The organism is Flavobacterium sp. KH_001 (assembly GCF_057840745.1).
This window is the reverse complement of record NZ_CM174520.1, coordinates 2129709-2146435: the sequence shown is the minus strand read 5'-3', so window position 1 is coordinate 2146435 and position 16727 is coordinate 2129709. Positions and strand designations below refer to the sequence as shown.

Annotated in this window: 15 protein-coding genes; 13 read left to right on the top strand and 2 right to left on the bottom strand. The window is 33.4% G+C overall.

Going from position 1 to position 16727, the window contains the following annotated elements:
* The first annotated feature begins 67 nt into the window (after positions 1–67).
* The 5 genes from AC3ITQ_RS09380 (at position 68) to AC3ITQ_RS09360 (ending at position 5880) form a co-directional block, all read left to right on the top strand.
* The gene (locus tag AC3ITQ_RS09380; RefSeq protein WP_489238304.1) at positions 68–1822 is read left to right on the top strand and encodes a tetratricopeptide repeat protein; all 1755 of its coding nucleotides are present in this window, start codon (positions 68–70) and stop codon (positions 1820–1822) included.
* Positions 1823–1825: 3 nt separating this feature from the next.
* Entirely contained in the window at positions 1826–2164 is a 339-nt protein-coding gene (gene secG, locus AC3ITQ_RS09375) for a preprotein translocase subunit SecG (protein WP_026985706.1), read from the top strand.
* A gap of 142 nt (positions 2165–2306) precedes the next feature.
* Positions 2307–2582, top strand: coding sequence for a co-chaperone GroES (locus AC3ITQ_RS09370; RefSeq protein WP_012023920.1), 276 nt, complete (start codon positions 2307–2309; stop codon positions 2580–2582).
* Positions 2583–2654: 72 nt separating this feature from the next.
* A complete protein-coding gene (groL, locus tag AC3ITQ_RS09365; RefSeq protein WP_375031395.1) occupies positions 2655–4283 on the top strand; it encodes a chaperonin GroEL in 1629 nt (542 codons plus the stop codon).
* Positions 4284–4677: 394 nt separating this feature from the next.
* The gene (locus AC3ITQ_RS09360) at positions 4678–5880 is read left to right on the top strand and encodes an alkaline phosphatase family protein (protein ID WP_489238301.1); all 1203 of its coding nucleotides are present in this window, start codon (positions 4678–4680) and stop codon (positions 5878–5880) included.
* An 84-nt stretch (positions 5881–5964) separates the two neighbouring features.
* Here AC3ITQ_RS09360 and AC3ITQ_RS09355 read toward each other — a convergent pair whose 3' ends face one another.
* Positions 5965–7494 carry a SulP family inorganic anion transporter gene (locus AC3ITQ_RS09355; RefSeq protein ID WP_489238299.1) on the bottom strand — a complete coding sequence of 510 codons (1530 nt, stop codon included), beginning with the start codon at positions 7492–7494 and terminating at the stop codon, positions 5965–5967.
* Positions 7495–7775: 281 nt separating this feature from the next.
* On the opposite strand from AC3ITQ_RS09355, the gene AC3ITQ_RS09350 reads away from it, so the two are divergent.
* The 6 genes from AC3ITQ_RS09350 (at position 7776) to AC3ITQ_RS09325 (ending at position 13285) form a co-directional block, all read left to right on the top strand.
* Entirely contained in the window at positions 7776–9509 is a 1734-nt protein-coding gene (locus AC3ITQ_RS09350; RefSeq protein ID WP_489238298.1) for a hypothetical protein, read from the top strand.
* A 228-nt stretch (positions 9510–9737) separates the two neighbouring features.
* Positions 9738–10229 carry a hypothetical protein gene (locus AC3ITQ_RS09345; protein WP_489238296.1) on the top strand — a complete coding sequence of 164 codons (492 nt, stop codon included), beginning with the start codon at positions 9738–9740 and terminating at the stop codon, positions 10227–10229.
* A gap of 379 nt (positions 10230–10608) precedes the next feature.
* Positions 10609–12084, top strand: coding sequence for a hypothetical protein (locus tag AC3ITQ_RS09340; protein WP_489238295.1), 1476 nt, complete (start codon positions 10609–10611; stop codon positions 12082–12084).
* 55 nt (positions 12085–12139) lie between these two features.
* The gene (locus tag AC3ITQ_RS09335) at positions 12140–12370 is read left to right on the top strand and encodes a hypothetical protein (protein WP_489238293.1); all 231 of its coding nucleotides are present in this window, start codon (positions 12140–12142) and stop codon (positions 12368–12370) included.
* Positions 12371–12404: 34 nt separating this feature from the next.
* Positions 12405–12761: a hypothetical protein gene (locus tag AC3ITQ_RS09330; protein WP_489238291.1), complete on the top strand. Its 357-nt coding sequence runs from the start codon at positions 12405–12407 to the stop codon at positions 12759–12761.
* A 47-nt stretch (positions 12762–12808) separates the two neighbouring features.
* Positions 12809–13285, top strand: a complete 477-nt coding sequence (locus AC3ITQ_RS09325; protein WP_489238289.1) for a hypothetical protein — start codon at positions 12809–12811, stop codon at positions 13283–13285.
* A 499-nt stretch (positions 13286–13784) separates the two neighbouring features.
* On the opposite strand, the gene AC3ITQ_RS09320 is transcribed toward AC3ITQ_RS09325, so the two are convergent.
* Positions 13785–14774 (bottom strand): hypothetical protein, encoded by a 990-nt coding sequence (locus tag AC3ITQ_RS09320; protein WP_489238288.1) that lies wholly within the window; start codon positions 14772–14774, stop codon positions 13785–13787.
* Positions 14775–14959: 185 nt separating this feature from the next.
* Between AC3ITQ_RS09320 and AC3ITQ_RS09315 the strand changes: the two genes are divergently transcribed.
* Together AC3ITQ_RS09315 and AC3ITQ_RS09310 are read left to right on the top strand one after the other, a co-directional pair.
* Positions 14960–15955, top strand: coding sequence for a sensor histidine kinase (locus AC3ITQ_RS09315; RefSeq protein ID WP_489238286.1), 996 nt, complete (start codon positions 14960–14962; stop codon positions 15953–15955).
* Positions 15931–16626, top strand: a complete 696-nt coding sequence (locus AC3ITQ_RS09310) for a LytR/AlgR family response regulator transcription factor (protein WP_489238284.1) — start codon at positions 15931–15933, stop codon at positions 16624–16626. Before AC3ITQ_RS09315 ends, AC3ITQ_RS09310 begins: the two co-directional genes overlap by 25 nt.
* Positions 16627–16727: the final 101 nt, after the last annotated feature.

Here is a 16727-nt window from a genome sequence, read left to right as displayed (position 1 = left end):
AATCGTTAAATCGGTTCACAAAAAAACGATTAAACAGTTAAACAAATAAACGATTAAACAATAAATAATGAATGTAACTGATTATACATACTTAATGAACAAACCCGATGCTATTACAGAAAAGCAGGCGGAAGCATTAGGCAATGTTTTGAATGAATTTCCGTATTTTCAAAGTGCACGCGCATTGCGATTAAAAGGGCTTTACAATCAAAATAGTTTTAAGTATAATTATGCATTAAAAGTTACAGCAGCTCATACTACTGATCGCTCGGTTTTATTTGATTTTATTACTTCGGAGGCTTTCACTTCAATTCAAAGTGAATATTACGATCAAAAACTTAAAGACCTTTTAAATATTACTGTTTTTGACAGCGAAATTGTCTTAGCGGAAGAAAAGAAGAAACTGGAAGTTCGCGTTGATCCAATCGAGCAGTCCATTCTAAATTCTATAAAGGAGGCAACAGGAGTCACTTACGAAGAGCCTGTTAAAATTATAGAAAAACCTACTTTAGATTCTTTTACAGAAGCAACAAACATCAATATTGAAGAAGCTGTAAAAAATGAAGAAAAACCAGTTGCTATAATTATCGAAGAACCGACAATAGATTCTTTTACAGAAACAGCAAGCGTTACTCCTGAAGAGCCTGTAAAAGTTCAGGAACCAATAGATGTTATTATTGAAGAGCCAGCGACAGATTCTTTTGAAGAAGCATCAAACAGTACTACTGAAGAATCTGTAAAAATTGAAGAAAGATTATTTGATAGCATTATACCAACTTTAGATTCTTTTCAGGAAGTAAAAACCGTGACTTTTGAGGAACCTATAATAGTTGAAGAAAAAACAATTGAACCAATTACGGAGCAAGCTATTTTAGATACTTTTAAAGAAGTAACCGCCGTTACTTTTGAGGAACCTTTAATAGTGGAAGAAAAAATAATTGAAGCAATTATCGAACAACCTACTTTAGATTCTTTTGAGGAAGTAACAACTACTACTTTTGAAGAAGTTGAAGAAAACCCGATTGGGCTAGTTATCGAAAAGCCGGCTATAGATTCATTTGAAGCAGTAACTCCAACTGTTGAAGATACTCCTATTATTGAAACAATTCCAATTGCGGAATCGACACCTATTATAAAGGAACCAACTCCAACATTCTTTGATGAAATTGTGGAGGAAGAAATTCCAAGTTTAAGAGTGGAGCCAATTGAAGAATTAACATACAATGCACTACAAGAAGCCACAGCAGTTGTTTTTGAAGAAGCGCCTGTAGTTGAAGAATCAAAAACAATTAAAGAGGTAGAGGTAAAAGAAATAGAGGTTTCAGAAACCGTAAAAGCGGCAGAAGAAAATCTGGAAATCGGAAAACCTTTGGATTTTTCTGTTAGTGAAAAACACTCTTTTCAGGAATGGCTTCAATTAGCCAAAACAGAACCTATTGATCGTAGCAAAGAGGCGCAGGAAGAATCAGAATCAATTGAAAAAGTCGAAAATACAGTTAAAAAAGTAATTAAACCTGAAACAATTGAAGACGAGAAAAAGAAAAAAGCAGAAATAATTGATAAATTTATTGAAACAAATCCAAAAATTTCTCCAATAAGACAGACTGCAATAACGCCAGCGGTACAATTAGACAGTGATAAAGAAGAGAATTCTTACCTAATGACCGAAACTTTGGCCAGAGTATATTTGGAACAAAAAAAATATACAAAAGCCATACAAGCATATGAAATATTAATTTTGAAATATCCAGAAAAAATTAGTTTCTTTGCAGACCGTATTTCGGATATTAAGATTTTACAACAAAATAACAATAATAATTAAGCAATGAGCACATTTTCAATTTTTTTAGTTTTAATCACAATAGTTTGTTTTCTATTGATCGTAGTAATCATGGTTCAAAACCCTAAAGGAGGCGGATTATCGTCTACTATCAGCGGAACTCAAATGTTAGGTGGAGTACAAAAAACAACTGACTTTTTAGATAAAAGTACCTGGACACTAGCGACTATTTTGATTGCTTTAATCTTGCTTTCAAGCTTAAGCTTTACAGGATCATTAAGTGATACTGATTCTAAACTTATTGAGAAAACAGAAGCTCCTGCAACTACACCAGCTGCACCAGTTCAACAAACTCCTGCTCCGGCAACGCCAGCAGCGAAATAATAGTTTTAAAATAAAATATAAAATGCCAGCCTGTCAAAGCTGGCATTTTTTTTAGGAAATAATGTCAGTTTTAGGAGCATGGCACAATTTCTGAAAGTTTATTGAACATTAAAAAACGTATAACTTATAACATTATAAAATCATGGCCTTAAACATTAAACCGCTTTCAGATCGCGTACTTATTGAGCCTGTTGCAGCTGAAACAAAAACTGCGTCAGGTATTTTTATTCCAGATACTGCCAAAGAAAAACCACAAAAAGGAACTGTTGTGGCAGTAGGAAACGGTTCTAAAGATCATACAATGACCGTAAAAGTTGGTGATACTGTACTTTATGGTAAATATGCCGGAACAGAATTAAAATTAGAAGGAACTGATTATTTGATTATGCGCGAAGATGATATCTTAGCAATTATCTAAAAAACATAAGTCTTAAGAATAAGTATCGGGAGAAAACCTGAAACAAATAAAACTTTAAACTAAATTAAAAAAATGGCAAAAGATATAAAATTTGATATTGAAGCACGTGACGGATTAAAACGTGGTGTTGATGCATTAGCAAATGCTGTAAAAGTAACTCTTGGACCAAAAGGTCGTAACGTAATTATTGGTAAATCATTTGGTGGACCAACCGTTACTAAAGATGGTGTTTCTGTTGCAAAAGAAATCGAATTAAAAGACCCATTAGAAAATATGGGCGCGCAAATGGTTAAAGAAGTAGCTTCTAAAACCAATGATTTAGCGGGTGACGGAACTACAACCGCTACAGTTTTAGCTCAGGCAATCGTTAAAGAAGGTTTAAAAAACGTTGCTGCAGGTGCAAATCCAATGGATTTGAAACGTGGTATCGATAAAGCGGTTGAAGCTATCGTTGCTGACTTAGCTAAACAAGCTAAAGTGGTTGGAAGCGATTCTGATAAGATCAAGCAAATTGCTTCTATCTCTGCAAATAATGACGAAGTGATTGGTGAATTAATCGCTACAGCTTTTGCTAAAGTTGGAAAAGAAGGTGTTATCACTGTTGAAGAAGCTAAAGGAACGGACACTTTCGTGGATGTTGTTGAAGGTATGCAGTTTGACAGAGGATATCTTTCTCCTTACTTCGTAACAAATCCAGAGAAAATGGAAGTTGAATTAGACTCTCCATACATCTTATTATACGACAAAAAAGTTTCTTCTTTAAAAGAATTACTTCCAGTTCTAGAGCCAGTTGCACAATCAGGAAAACCATTATTAATTATTGCTGAAGATGTTGACGGAGAAGCTCTTTCTACTTTAGTAGTAAACAAATTAAGAGGTGCTCTTAAAATTGCTGCCGTAAAAGCTCCTGGTTTTGGAGACAGAAGAAAAGCAATGTTAGAAGATATAGCAATCTTAACTGGTGGAACTGTAATCTCTGAAGAAAGAGGATATACTCTTGAAAACACTACAATCGAAATGTTAGGAACTGCAAAAAGAGTTTCTATCGATAAAGATAACACTACAATTGTAAGTGGTGCTGGTGAAGCAGATATCATTAAAAACAGAGTAAACCAAATCAAAGGTCAGATGGAAACTACAACATCTGATTATGATAAAGAAAAATTGCAAGAGCGTTTGGCTAAATTAGCTGGTGGTGTTGCTGTTCTTTATGTTGGTGCTGCTTCTGAAGTGGAAATGAAAGAGAAAAAAGACAGAGTTGATGATGCATTACACGCAACTCGTGCTGCTGTTGAAGAAGGAATTGTTGCTGGTGGTGGTGTTGCTTTATTAAGAGCAAAAGCGGCTTTAGCTGGAATCACAGCTGACAACGCTGACGAAGCAACCGGAATTCAGATTGTTTCTCGTGCTGTTGAATCTCCATTGAGAACTATTGTTGAAAATGCAGGTCTTGAAGGTTCTGTAGTAGTAGCAAAAGTTGGTGAAGGTTCTGGTGATTTTGGATACAACGCTAAAACTGACGAATACGTAGACATGCTAAAAGCCGGAATTATCGATCCTAAAAAAGTAACTCGTGTAGCATTAGAAAATGCTGCTTCTGTTGCCGGAATGATCCTTACTACAGAATGTGCATTAATTGATATTAAAGAAGAAAGCGCTGGCGGAATGCCAATGGGTGGCGGTATGCCAGGAATGATGTAATCGTTCTAACTTCTAAACTATAAAACGCCAAGCAGAGATTTCTGTTTGGCGTTTTTTTTTGCCACAGATTGCACAGATTAAAAAGATTTTTTTAGCCACGAGTTACACTAATTTTCACTAATTTTTTTTCCAAAGATTACGCGCAAAACATTCGTGGAAATTCGTGCAATTCGTGGCAAACTTTTTTTAGCCAAAGATCGTAACCCATTTAATCCTTCAATCTGTGGTAACTTTTTACGCAAAGATTATAATCCTTTTAATCCTGTAATCTGTGGCATTTATTTTTGCACAAAGCAATTCGCGAAAATTCGTGTAATTCGTGGCAAACTTAACACTCTCTTTTTCTTTTAAAAATAGGTTATCGGTATCTTTGCAGTTCTATTAAAATTGCACAATGAGAAAATTCACCACTCAACTTTTATCTTTTACTTTCTTACTTCTTTCCATTTTTTCTTATTCTCAATCCAGTAAAGACGCTTATGTCGTTTTGGTTTCTATGGATGGATTCCGTTGGGATTATGCGAAACATTTTAAACTACAAAACCTCAACAGAATTGCCAAAGAAGGAGTTCATGCCAAATCAATGAAACCTTCTTATCCAAGCAAAACTTTCCCCAATCATTACGCAATCGTGACCGGACTTTACCCGGATCATCATGGAATTATCAATAATGTTTTTTATGATAGTGCTTTAAACGAATCTTTTTCATTGTCTACAAAAGCTAAAAATGATTCAAGATTTTATGGTGGAAATCCTATTTGGAATGTAGCGGAACAACAAGGTGTAAAAGCCGCTTCGTTCTTCTGGCCTGGATCCGACACAGATAAAAAAAGACCGGGTATTTACAAAAATTATGATGATAAAATCCCGTACGGAAACAGAATTGATACCGTTATAAAATGGCTAGAACTTCCAGAGAAACAACGCCCACATTTGATTACTTTATATTTTGATGAACCGGATCATACGGGTCATAACTTTGGCCCACTTTCTCCTGAAAACGAAAAAATGATTTACAAAATGGATTCGGTTATGGGACAATTATCATCCAAACTAGATCAATTGGCTATCGGAAAACAAATCAATTTAATCATTGTTTCAGATCACGGAATGGCCGACATCAGCAATGATAAAAAAGTAGCCATTTTAGATTATCTAAAACCGGAATGGCTAGGTTACAAAGCTGTCATAAACCCGATTATGAGTCTTCAGGCAAAACCTGGCTTTCAGGATTCTATAGCAAAAGCCTTAAAAAAAGTACCACATATCAAGTTCTGGAGATCGAGCGAAGTTCCGAAGAGACTACATTACGGAACGAATCCGCGTGTGCATGATTTTGTTATCGAAGCCAAAAAAGGCTATAGTTTAGTGAGTAAAGAAAGTACACACATTAAAGGCGGAACACACGGTTACGACAATAAAGAAAAAGACATGCACGCTATTTTCTATGCAAAAGGCCCTGCATTTAAAGTAAATAAAGAAGTTGGCACCTTTCAGAATGTTTCTGTTTACCCTTTAATAGCGCATATACTAGGATTAAAAATCGAAGAAGTTGACGGTAAGTTCAACGAAGTCAACGGTATGCTAAGAAATTAGATAATATGCCAATTAGAAAATTAGATAATGATTATGCGCAATCTATAGCATTATCTAATTTTCTAATTGACAGATTGCCACATTCTAAGAAACCACTTTATAAGTAGGATCTTCAATCACATTTACCTCAATAACCGCTTCAGCATTTTTGAGTAATGTTCTGCAGTCTTCACTTAGATGTTTGAGTTCAACAACCTTATTCAGCTGACTGTATTTCTTCGTTAAGTTGTTCAGTGCTTCTATGGCCGACATATCCGCAATGCGGCTTTCTTTGAAGTCTATAATAATATGATTTGGGTCGTTTTGTATGTCGAACTTTTCCATAAAGGCGGCAATCGAACCAAAAAACAATGGACCGTAAATTTCATAATGTTTGATTCCGTTTTCGTCAATAAAATTTCTGGCACGGATTCTTTTGGCACTCTCCCAGGCAAAAACCAACGCTGAAATTATAACGCCAATTAATACCGCTAAAGCCAAATTATGAAGCAAAATAGTCACAACGGCAACCAGAATTCCAACAAAAATATCGTGTTTTGGCATTTTGTTGATGACTTTAAAACTCGCCCATTCAAAAGTCGTAATCGCTACCATCATCATAACACCAACCAACGCTGCCATAGGCAATTTTCCGATTACAGGCGCTCCAAAAAGAATGATTACTAAAATAGTCAGGGCAGCAATAATTCCCGAAAGTCTGGCTCTTGAACCGGCACCAAGATTCACCAAAGTCTGTGCGATCATGGGACAGCCTCCCATTCCGAAGAAGAAGCCGTTTAAGATATTCGAACCACCTTGTGCAATACATTCTCTATTGCTGTTTCCACGAGTTCCGGTAATTTCGTCCACTAAATTCAGCGTAAGCAAACCTTCAGTCAAACCAACTGCAGCAACAATTACAGAATAGGGGAAAATCACTTTGAAGGTCTCAAAAGACAAAGGAATATCCGGAATATGAAAGGGTGGAAAACCACCCTGAACAGAAGCGATATCCTGAACTGTTTTGGTATCAATATTAAAGATAAGCACAAGGGCAAAAACCACCATAATCGCTACCAAAGAAGCCGGAACCGCTTTGGTTATTTTAGGAAAAAGTAATACAATACCAATTGTAAGTGCGACTAAACCCAGCATAATATACAAAGGTGTACCCTGCAACCAAGCAACTTTTCCATCGTACATAGTTTTAAACTGTTCTAACTGCGACATGAAAATGACCACCGCCAAACCGTTTACAAAACCAAACATTACAGGCTGCGGCACTAACCGAATAAATTTCCCGAGTTTAAAAAGCCCAATACAAATTTGCACCACACCACCCAATGCGACGGCGGCAAAAACATATTCTATGCCGTGCGATTTCATCAAAGCGATTAAAACAATGACAGTTGCTCCTGCCCCACCTGAAATCATTCCGGGTCTTCCTCCAAAAATAGCCGTCACCAAACCCGCAATAAAAGCGGCATACAAACCCACCAAAGGCGGAAACCCTGCTAAAATAGCAAACGACAACGATTCTGGAATCATGGTCATGGCAACTGTTAAACCGGCTAAAATTTCGTTTTTGTAATTGACTTTTTGAGTGAAGTCGAAGATTTGGAAAGCTTTTTTCATAAGACCGCAAATTTAGGGAATTTGGGGATTGGAAAATTAGAGAACTGAGGAAATGTGGTGATTAGATAATTTGTGGTTGGATATTATTTTATCATTAAACCTCTAAATAAATTTTACAAGATCAGCTTAAAACAAGAATTCTCTTTTAAGCTATACATTTAAAAATTAACCAATTAAACTTACGCATGTTTACTTTTTGTAATAAAAAACCGTATAAATACTTGTTCTTATTTTTTAAAAAAGTGGTAATGTTGTTATACCAAAAACAAAATTTAATCACTATGAAAAAATTATTACTATTACTGTTTTTAGCACAAGGTCTTGCGTCTTATGGACAGAAAGACACAACTACTACCAAAACCATCATTTATGATTTCACAATTAAAAAATACACAAAAGCAAATGTATGTCCGCGCGTTGGAGAGCCTATAGTTCTAAAAATTAAAAATATAAATCGTTTAGCCTATGAAGTAGCTATTAAATCAGAAGACGTTGCTATTGCAGACGAATATTTCAAAGATGGTATTGAAGATGCCTTAAAAAAATCGTTTAACGCTGGAGGAATTAGTGAAGTTGTAACTAATAAAACAATTGGCGAGACAAAACTATCAACAGAATCTGTAAAAAATACTGCCGATGATCCAGTATTAAAGGCTAAAATTAAAGATATCGAAAAAGACATAATGACAAATGAACTCTTGATAAAAGAGAAAAGAAGTAAAAAAGATAAATTAACAGACGATATAAAAACTCTAACAAAAAATCTCGAAGCTACCAAAAACGCTAATGTGTCAGCTGATATAAAAAATGAAGAGGACAAAATAAAAAAACAACAAGAACAAGAGATTTTATTTCAAAATGAAATTGATTCTTTAGCTAGTATAAATTTTGCTAAACATAAAGAAATAATTGAGATTTCAAATACAGTTGAAGCCGTACATCAAACTTTTGTTCAATTTCAAAAACTCTATAGTGATATATTGTATACATCTCAAAACCTGAGATTTATTGAAGAAAATTTTCAGAATTTTTATCAACTCGCTTTAAATCCATTATTGAAATTTGAAATTTACAGTACATTTATTACAGATGAGAAATTTATATTATATCAATTACCACAATATCGCACTCAAATCTATGATTTTGAAAAAAGTATCTATGCTTTTAACCAATTTTACAATCAAGCAAATACCAACTGGAAAATATTCGATCCAATATCATCAATCGAAGCTAAAGAAAATATTCGTGTCAAATATCAATTATATAAAGAAGAAGTTGATAAAATAAAAGCTTCGATAGATGCTTTATACTTATCTTCTAAACTAAGAAAAGTAGAAGCTATTCATGCAATTCTTAAAGAAGAAAAAGCATACGAAATGGTTTCTTCACCCATACAACCGTTAGAGGATTATGTAACATTTGATGTTAGCATTAAACATAGAGATAAGAATAAATCTTCAGAATACGATGATAACAGAGAATTTACTTACATGGAATACACAAGAGGAGGAGTTCGCTTTGATTTCAGTACAGGTATTGTATTCAATTTTATTGGAAATAATGATAAATATGGTTTAGCAGATGTAAATGTAGATACAAATGGGGACGGAACCCCAGACACTGCCATGAAAAAAATAGTAGTAACAGAAAATAACCAATTTACTCCTGCGTTAGCCGGAATGTTTCACACCAGTTTTAGAAGCTGTGGTATTTGGGCTTTTGGCTTAACATTAGGTGCTTCAGTAAATGTAGAAACGTTTGAATTAAATTCTTTATTCCCAGGAGTTAGTCTGCTAATAGGAAAAAAGCAAAAGTTTATTATTTCCGCCGGTCCGGCTTTTAGACAAGTAGATGAATTAAAAGCTAATTATAGAGAAGATGTAGCTTACAACAGTAGTGATTTTACACCTGAGACACAATTAACCGCAAAACAATTTAGGGTCGGCTTTTTCTGCGGTATAACTTATAATTTAACGCAAAAACAAAGAGCAAAATTTAAAATAGGAACTGAATAAATTTTAAATTACAAAACAGATCTGCCTCTAAAAATCTTGCGCAAACGTCTCCCTGACATTTGCGCATTTTTATATTAGAAGATTCACCCATCTTAAAAATTATCTAATTTTCTAATTCCCAAATTATCTAATTAAAAACCTCAACTAATAAAACAAAACCCTATCAAGGCACATACTAACTCAACCCGCCTTTTAAGTTTACAAGCATAATAATTAACACAAAAAAATATGCCTTTAGAAAATTTAAACGGACTGCATTATTTAGCAGCAGAAAAAACAACCGTTACAACTGCTTTGACCAGTATTGAGAACGCGCTTTCTCCAAAATTTAGAAACCTTACGCCTGAGGAGCGAACCAAGTATGGTAGCGTAAACGAGCAAAACAAGCTTTTGATTAACAAAGTGAGAGACTTTAGAAACAGCCAGCCTGCTATGAGCAGCCCTGATATTGATTGGATGGAGTTTCAGAGTGATTGTGATTCGAGAGAGTTTTTACAAAACACTATTATGCGTTTAGAGGCTATGGTGAACAACCTTAAAAACAACAAAATCCTGCACGATTACGATTGTTACCATGTAGCTTTAACAGATTACGATTACAGCAAATACAAATCTGGAACTAAAACACCGGGATTTGAGGTAAAAGCAAAAGAGCTGTCGCAGTTTTTTAACCGAACCGGAGCAACAGTCGAAAAGAAAACTGAGGAACCGACTTCGTAAAAATTAGATTTTTTACAATTAAAACCTTCCGAAAAATACTCTCGGAAGGTTTTTTTATGATATGAAATAGCTTGTTTTCGTTTCCTGTCTCACATTTAACAAACTTGACGCCTTTTCATGCATTTATGAAACTTTCCATTTCATTTATGACGGTAGTTCGCCTCATATTTGACGCTCTTGAGGTCAAATATGACGTCAGCAACCTCATTTATAACATCTCTAAACCTCATACATACACAAATCTACCTCATGTTTGACGCTTTCTTTGTCATGTATGGATCTTTATCAGCCATACGACTATTTGAATTTAAGTAAAACACGTAAAAGTACTTGGTGGTTAGGATTTATTTTGTGGTATACTTGTTTAAAAAACAATACAATGGATGGCACAGAATTAAATAAGAATTTAACAAAATTATTGACCCATTTAGATTCAATAAAGGACACTTTACCAATGACAACATTCTTACTTGAACCTCACAAAAAAAAGGCGAAAGTGAAATTTGAAGATTTTTTGGAAAAAAACGCAGAAAAAATTCTGAAGGACGAAGATAAAAGTACTTCTATTTCAATTAAATATGAAAATGTCAAAATTTTTGAACAATTATCTAAAAATGCAGAAATTTCAGGATTAGCAATGAAGATAATCCCCGAAAGCTTATTTGTTTCATTAATTTCACAATATGACGCTTTTCTAAACAAATTACTAAAAATTCTATTCAAAATAAGACCTGAATATATTAACAATTCTGAAAGAGAACTTACTTTCTCTCAGTTAACTGATTTCGATTCAATTGAATCAGCTAGAGAATATGTTATTGAAAAAGAAGTTGAAAGTGTTCTTCGTAAAAGTCATACTGAACATTTTGAGTATTTGGAAACCAAACTGGGTATGACGTTGAGAAAAGATCTTCCTATTTGGCAAACATTTATTGAAATAACGGAACGTAGAAATCTCTTTGTTCATTGTGATGGTATTGTTTCAAATCAATATCTAAAAGTATGTAAAGATCATAAGTGCAATTTAAATAAGATTACTTTAAATCAAAGGCTAAAAGTTGATCCTATTTACTTTCAAAAAGCATACGAATGTCTTTTTGAGTTAGCGACAAAACTAACACATACAATTTGGAGGAAATTAATAAAAGATGATTTAGAAGAAGCTGATGAAAAACTAAATTCTATTTGTTACTCTTTACTAACGTCTGGTCAATATGAATTAGCCGAAATATTATTAGATTTCGCTTGTAAACAAAATAAGTATTTTAATGATTCTTCGAAAAATTATTTCATTGTAAATAAAGCACTCTCGCCATATTTAAATGAAAAAATTGATACGGCAAAAGAAATAATTAACAGCAAAGATTGGAGTGCAAGTAGTGATAATTTTAAATTGGCACATTTAATTATAACAGAAGAATTTGAAGAAGTTTACCTCCTAATGAAAAAAATTGGCGACAACGGAGAAGTATTTAAGGTACATTACAAAACTTGGCCCCTATTTTATAAACTTAGAAAAGAAATAAAATTTAAAGAAATATTCAAAGAAATATTTAATGAAGAATATACAGTTCTTGAAATACCCAAACGACCTGTTCAAGAATTAGTAGAAGAAATTGTAGAAAAAAAGCCCGAGTTAAAACAACGAGTTTTAAAAAAAACAAGCCCAAAAAAAAAGGTCACTCCTAAAGTTACAAATACTATAAGAACTAGTATAAAAATTAGCAAAACAAATACTATTGATACTTCTAAAAAAGCTTCTCTTGAAAACCAAATTATTGAAGAAAAAAGCCAAAGTTCATTAATTAAACCATTAGAAGTTTCAAACGATAAAAATTCAGAAACTGATAAATAAAAACCTCAAATTTATCTGATAAAAATTTCATCACATTTTAACTAATAAAATTACTATGTACTCAACAACTGAAAAAGAAAAAACTTTCTTAAACCAAAATAAAGTATTGACTCCTGAAACTGTAAAAGAATTTAGTGATCGGGAACTGTTGGAAAAACAAACTATCTATTTACGAAATATCATGAAAAGTACTGAAAGCATAAAGGCAAATATCCAATTTTGGTTTTATTTTGGACTTATTGGTGGCGTAGTTCTTTTTTTATTTATACTTAATTCTCAACGCTAATTGCACAAACTATTACTAACTTTTAATTTTGAAAATGAAAAAAATTATCATCAGCTTTACTTTACTAATCAGTTTGATAAGCTTTGGACAAACCATAAATGGAATTCCAATTAAAGATTTAGATTTACAATATTTACAAATTTTAGGAACTTCTAAATTAATGTCATCAAAACTTACTATAACAATTGATATTGGTCAAAGAACTAAATATTTTTCAAGTAATACAGATGCAACACTTTTAAAAGATGAAAATGGTGAAGGTTTAGTTTTCAATTCAATGATAGATGCCTTGAATTTCATGTCAGCACATGGCTATGATTTCGTTACAGCTAATATTATAACAGTTGGAGGACAGAATGTATATCATTATCTTATGAGGAAGAAAGTTTAATTAAATAGTCCCACTTCATAACAACAGCAAATTCAAAATTTAAACCTATGAAAAAAAAAGTATTTATATATGTTGGACATTCTAATTGGGGAAAGTCCATGGCCTTAAAATTATTAACTGGAAACAATACTCGTATAAAAAACACCACCATATCTAATCAACATGTAAAAGTTCGCAAAATGTCTAATGATGATGATGGCAAAAAATTATTAGAGCATGTAAAAGAAATCCCTAGAATATATTGCGATAGGTTCATTATTGCCTTTTGTCCAAATTACCCACCCGTCACTGGAATTCCGACACCCGAACAGGTTATTGGTTTAGATATTATTATAGAGTTACAAAGAACAAACGACTTATTCTTCTTTGTTCAGCAGGAAAAATTTAAAGATTCAACTCAACAAATTTCTCAAGATGAGATAAATTGGTTGTCAATTTATGGGACCGTTCATGTCTTAAAAGGTCAAAACGATAATATAATTAGAGCTTCAGAATTTGAAAATTTTATAAAGCTCAATATTTAAATCAGTTCAACGAAGTTTTCATCGCAACGCGAAGCGAATGCTTCCTTAACGAAAAAGTAAAACAAACAGTTTGCCTAACACAACTGTTTCAAAAGAAAAACGAAAACAGTAAGAATGAAACTTATCATAATATAATTTTTGTAAATTAATTTCAGAAATTGGTCGTACAAAATTATCAATAACCGAGAAATAACCGGCTACGTATTTATACCTCTTTTTTTTCAATTGTGAATTGTGAATTGAATTCACAATTCACAATTATTCAAAGCCTTATACAAATAAATCCCAGGCAATTCACATACTCTACAATATGATTCAGTTGTAAATTAACACCTTCAACCCTCAATATTTTATCACAGTCTTCCAGATCAAAATTGATTTTATAGGTCGGGAATTGTCGCTTAATAACAGCGATAATGTAATTTGTATCTGATTCTTTCTGAACATTTGTTTTAAAAATCTCAACTACCATAATTATTAAATTTAATTACTTCTTAAATCATTTTCTCTGGAAAAGATTATAAGATATTCCTACCCTAAAATAACCCTGCGTATCTTCATTCTGATCATACACATAGCGGTTGGTTCGTTCTCCTTTTTCAGTAATTCGCGTGCTTAAAACATTATTAACACCTGCTTTTACAAATGCAATTACTTTTGGTGTAAAGCAATATTCATATGTAATTCCGGATTTCAGTTCCAGCTGATTCAGCTCGTAAACACCTTTTAAATTTGCAGTATTAAAATTCAAGTAAAAATTCTCTGAATTCAACTCAGTACCAAACGAAATTCTTCCGTTTTCAAGCAGTTCCCTTCTAAACAAAAGACGTTGCGGGAGGATAAAATCCATATCCCATTTTGAATCTTTAAATTTATGATTCAAGCTAAAAAGCGGCGTTACCGGTATAATAGACGAGGGATCTAATAACGCCAGAGCACCAACTGTAATAGTTGTATTCGGAGTCCGTTTGAGTACTATAACTGCCGAAGAAAACCCTTTAAAACGCTGCACATTATCTTCATTTCCATCAACTGTTGACGTGACATTGTAGATAACGGTTTTTTTAAAAAGTGATGACATATAAGTCGCGCTTACTGCGGCTGCCCAATAATGAAAATCCTCTGTGTTTCTGGTATAGGTTTGCGTACTATTATAATTGTAAATATTTCCAAAATCATAACTTTCATATTTGTATCGAAGGGAACTCGTCAAAACAAACCTTTTAGATTTTGAAGTATAAAAAGGCAAATTAAAAGCAGCTTTGAATCGGTTGTGGCTCTCCATCCGTCCTCTTTCAAATTGATCTCCCAATAACTCCGAATCATAATTGGATGGTCCTAATTGTTCGTATTGTACATCAAAAGTTCTCGTTGTCGGAAATTTGTCTACTATTGCTTTTCCAAAGGTTTTCATTCCTGGTTCTTTCTCCTGAGCCATAGTTTTCAAAGAGGCACATACCACTAAAACACAAATGATTTTTGTTCTCATAAACCGGTAAAATTTTAAAATTTGTTTTGGAATTTGTGGTTTAAAACTCGGTGTCAAAAGTAATTTAGAAGCAGCGACTATAATAGTTTAATTATACTAGTGGCGTATTATTTATACGAATGGCGTTTGTATAATTTTTAGTCGTAAAAGAGTGATAACTACACTATTTCGTTAATTTTGCCGTTATGACAGTGCTCAAAATATACCAGAACTTTTTTTTCAGAAACCTCATTGTAAATACTATAGTTATAGGGATTATTTTTGTGGGAGTCTACGATGAAATTAATTATAGCGGAAAAGACCCTTTTATTCTATTACAAAATATCTGTCTGGGATATTTACCTATGTATTTTGGCATCTTGTTCAGTAATCTTTGTATCATCAGGAAATTTCTTTTTACGAAGAAAATCAGAATGTTCTGGTTTTTATTCCTTGCTTTCTGGGCTTGCTATTATGTTTTCATGACCTATTATTTCTATTATGTGGGATTGGGAAGAATCAAGACATTATCGATTTCTTCTTTAATCTGCAATGGTACTTTCTTGTATTTTCTGCATACGGTTATAATGAAAAAAGTAACAGAGACAGATAAGGATATCATGAATTACAAGTCAGAACTTTCGTTTTTGAAACAGCAGCTTAACCCGCATTTTTTATTGAATGCAATGAATAATTTATATGGAGAATCGCTAACCGAACCAGAGAAATTACCTGATCGAATCCTGAATCTTTCAGACATGCTTCGTTATCAGATTGAAGCCACCAAAAAAGATTATGTTTTAGTCAATGAAGAAATTGACTTCGTCAAAAAATACATTGAATATTATCGATTTAGAAATGAAAGGCTGAACGTAACTCAAAACTATGAAGGTGATTTTAACAGCCTTGATATTCCGCCTTTATTCTTTTTACCTTTGGTAGAAAATGCGGTTAAATTTTCAGGCGAAACCGCCGAACCTTTTATTACGCTGGATTTAAAAGTAAAATGCCGACATTTATCGTTTACCTTAAAAAACAATTATTTAGATTCGGGTTCGAGGCTTTCCGGCACCGGAATTGGAATTGAAAACCTTAAAAGGCGCCTGGAAGTTTACGGTTTAAGACACGAACTAAACTGCAAAAAAGAAAAAAACACCTTTAGCGTAAAACTGACTATATGGGACTTACCTACCGTTGCCTGATCATTGACGACGAAACACCGGCACACAAGGCACTCGCTTCGCACATTACAAAATGTGACGACCTGGAACATTCCGGTAGTGCGTTTAGTGGTATGGAAGCAGTAAAAATGCTCAACGAAAACCAATACGATATTATTTTCCTAGATATTAATATGCCCGTGATTTCCGGTATAGAATTAATGGAATTACAACCCAATCGCCCTATTACGATTGTCACTACCGCTTATTCTGATTTTGCACTTTCGGCCTATCAAAACGATGCTATTGATTATTTACTGAAACCTATTTCCTTTGAAAAATTCTCGAAAGCAATCGAAAAAGCCAAAACCTATTATTCCGGAAAAACCTTAAAAAAAGAAAATACCTCCACCGAAAGAACGCTTTCCTACCGCTCAAACGGTCAAATGATCGACACGCTTTTGAGCGATATTCTCTATATTGAAAGCCTTGGCAACTACATGAAATTGTATAGCAAAAAACTAAAATCTCCAATTATTATCTACGGTTCTCTCTCAAGCATCAGCGACGAAATAAACAGTAAAGAGTTTTTGCAAGTGCATCGCTCTTATATTGTTAACACTAAAGAAATCAAAACAAAAACTTCCAAAACACTAAGCCTGTCAAACGGAGAAATCATTCCCGTAGGAAGAAAGTATCAAATTCTTTTATAATGTGCCGAAAGAATGTGCCAATGAGAGAATTTCGCAATGAGATAATTCTTCTTCCTGCCGTATTACTCCTAACTGAACCCATTATCTAATTTTCTAATTGA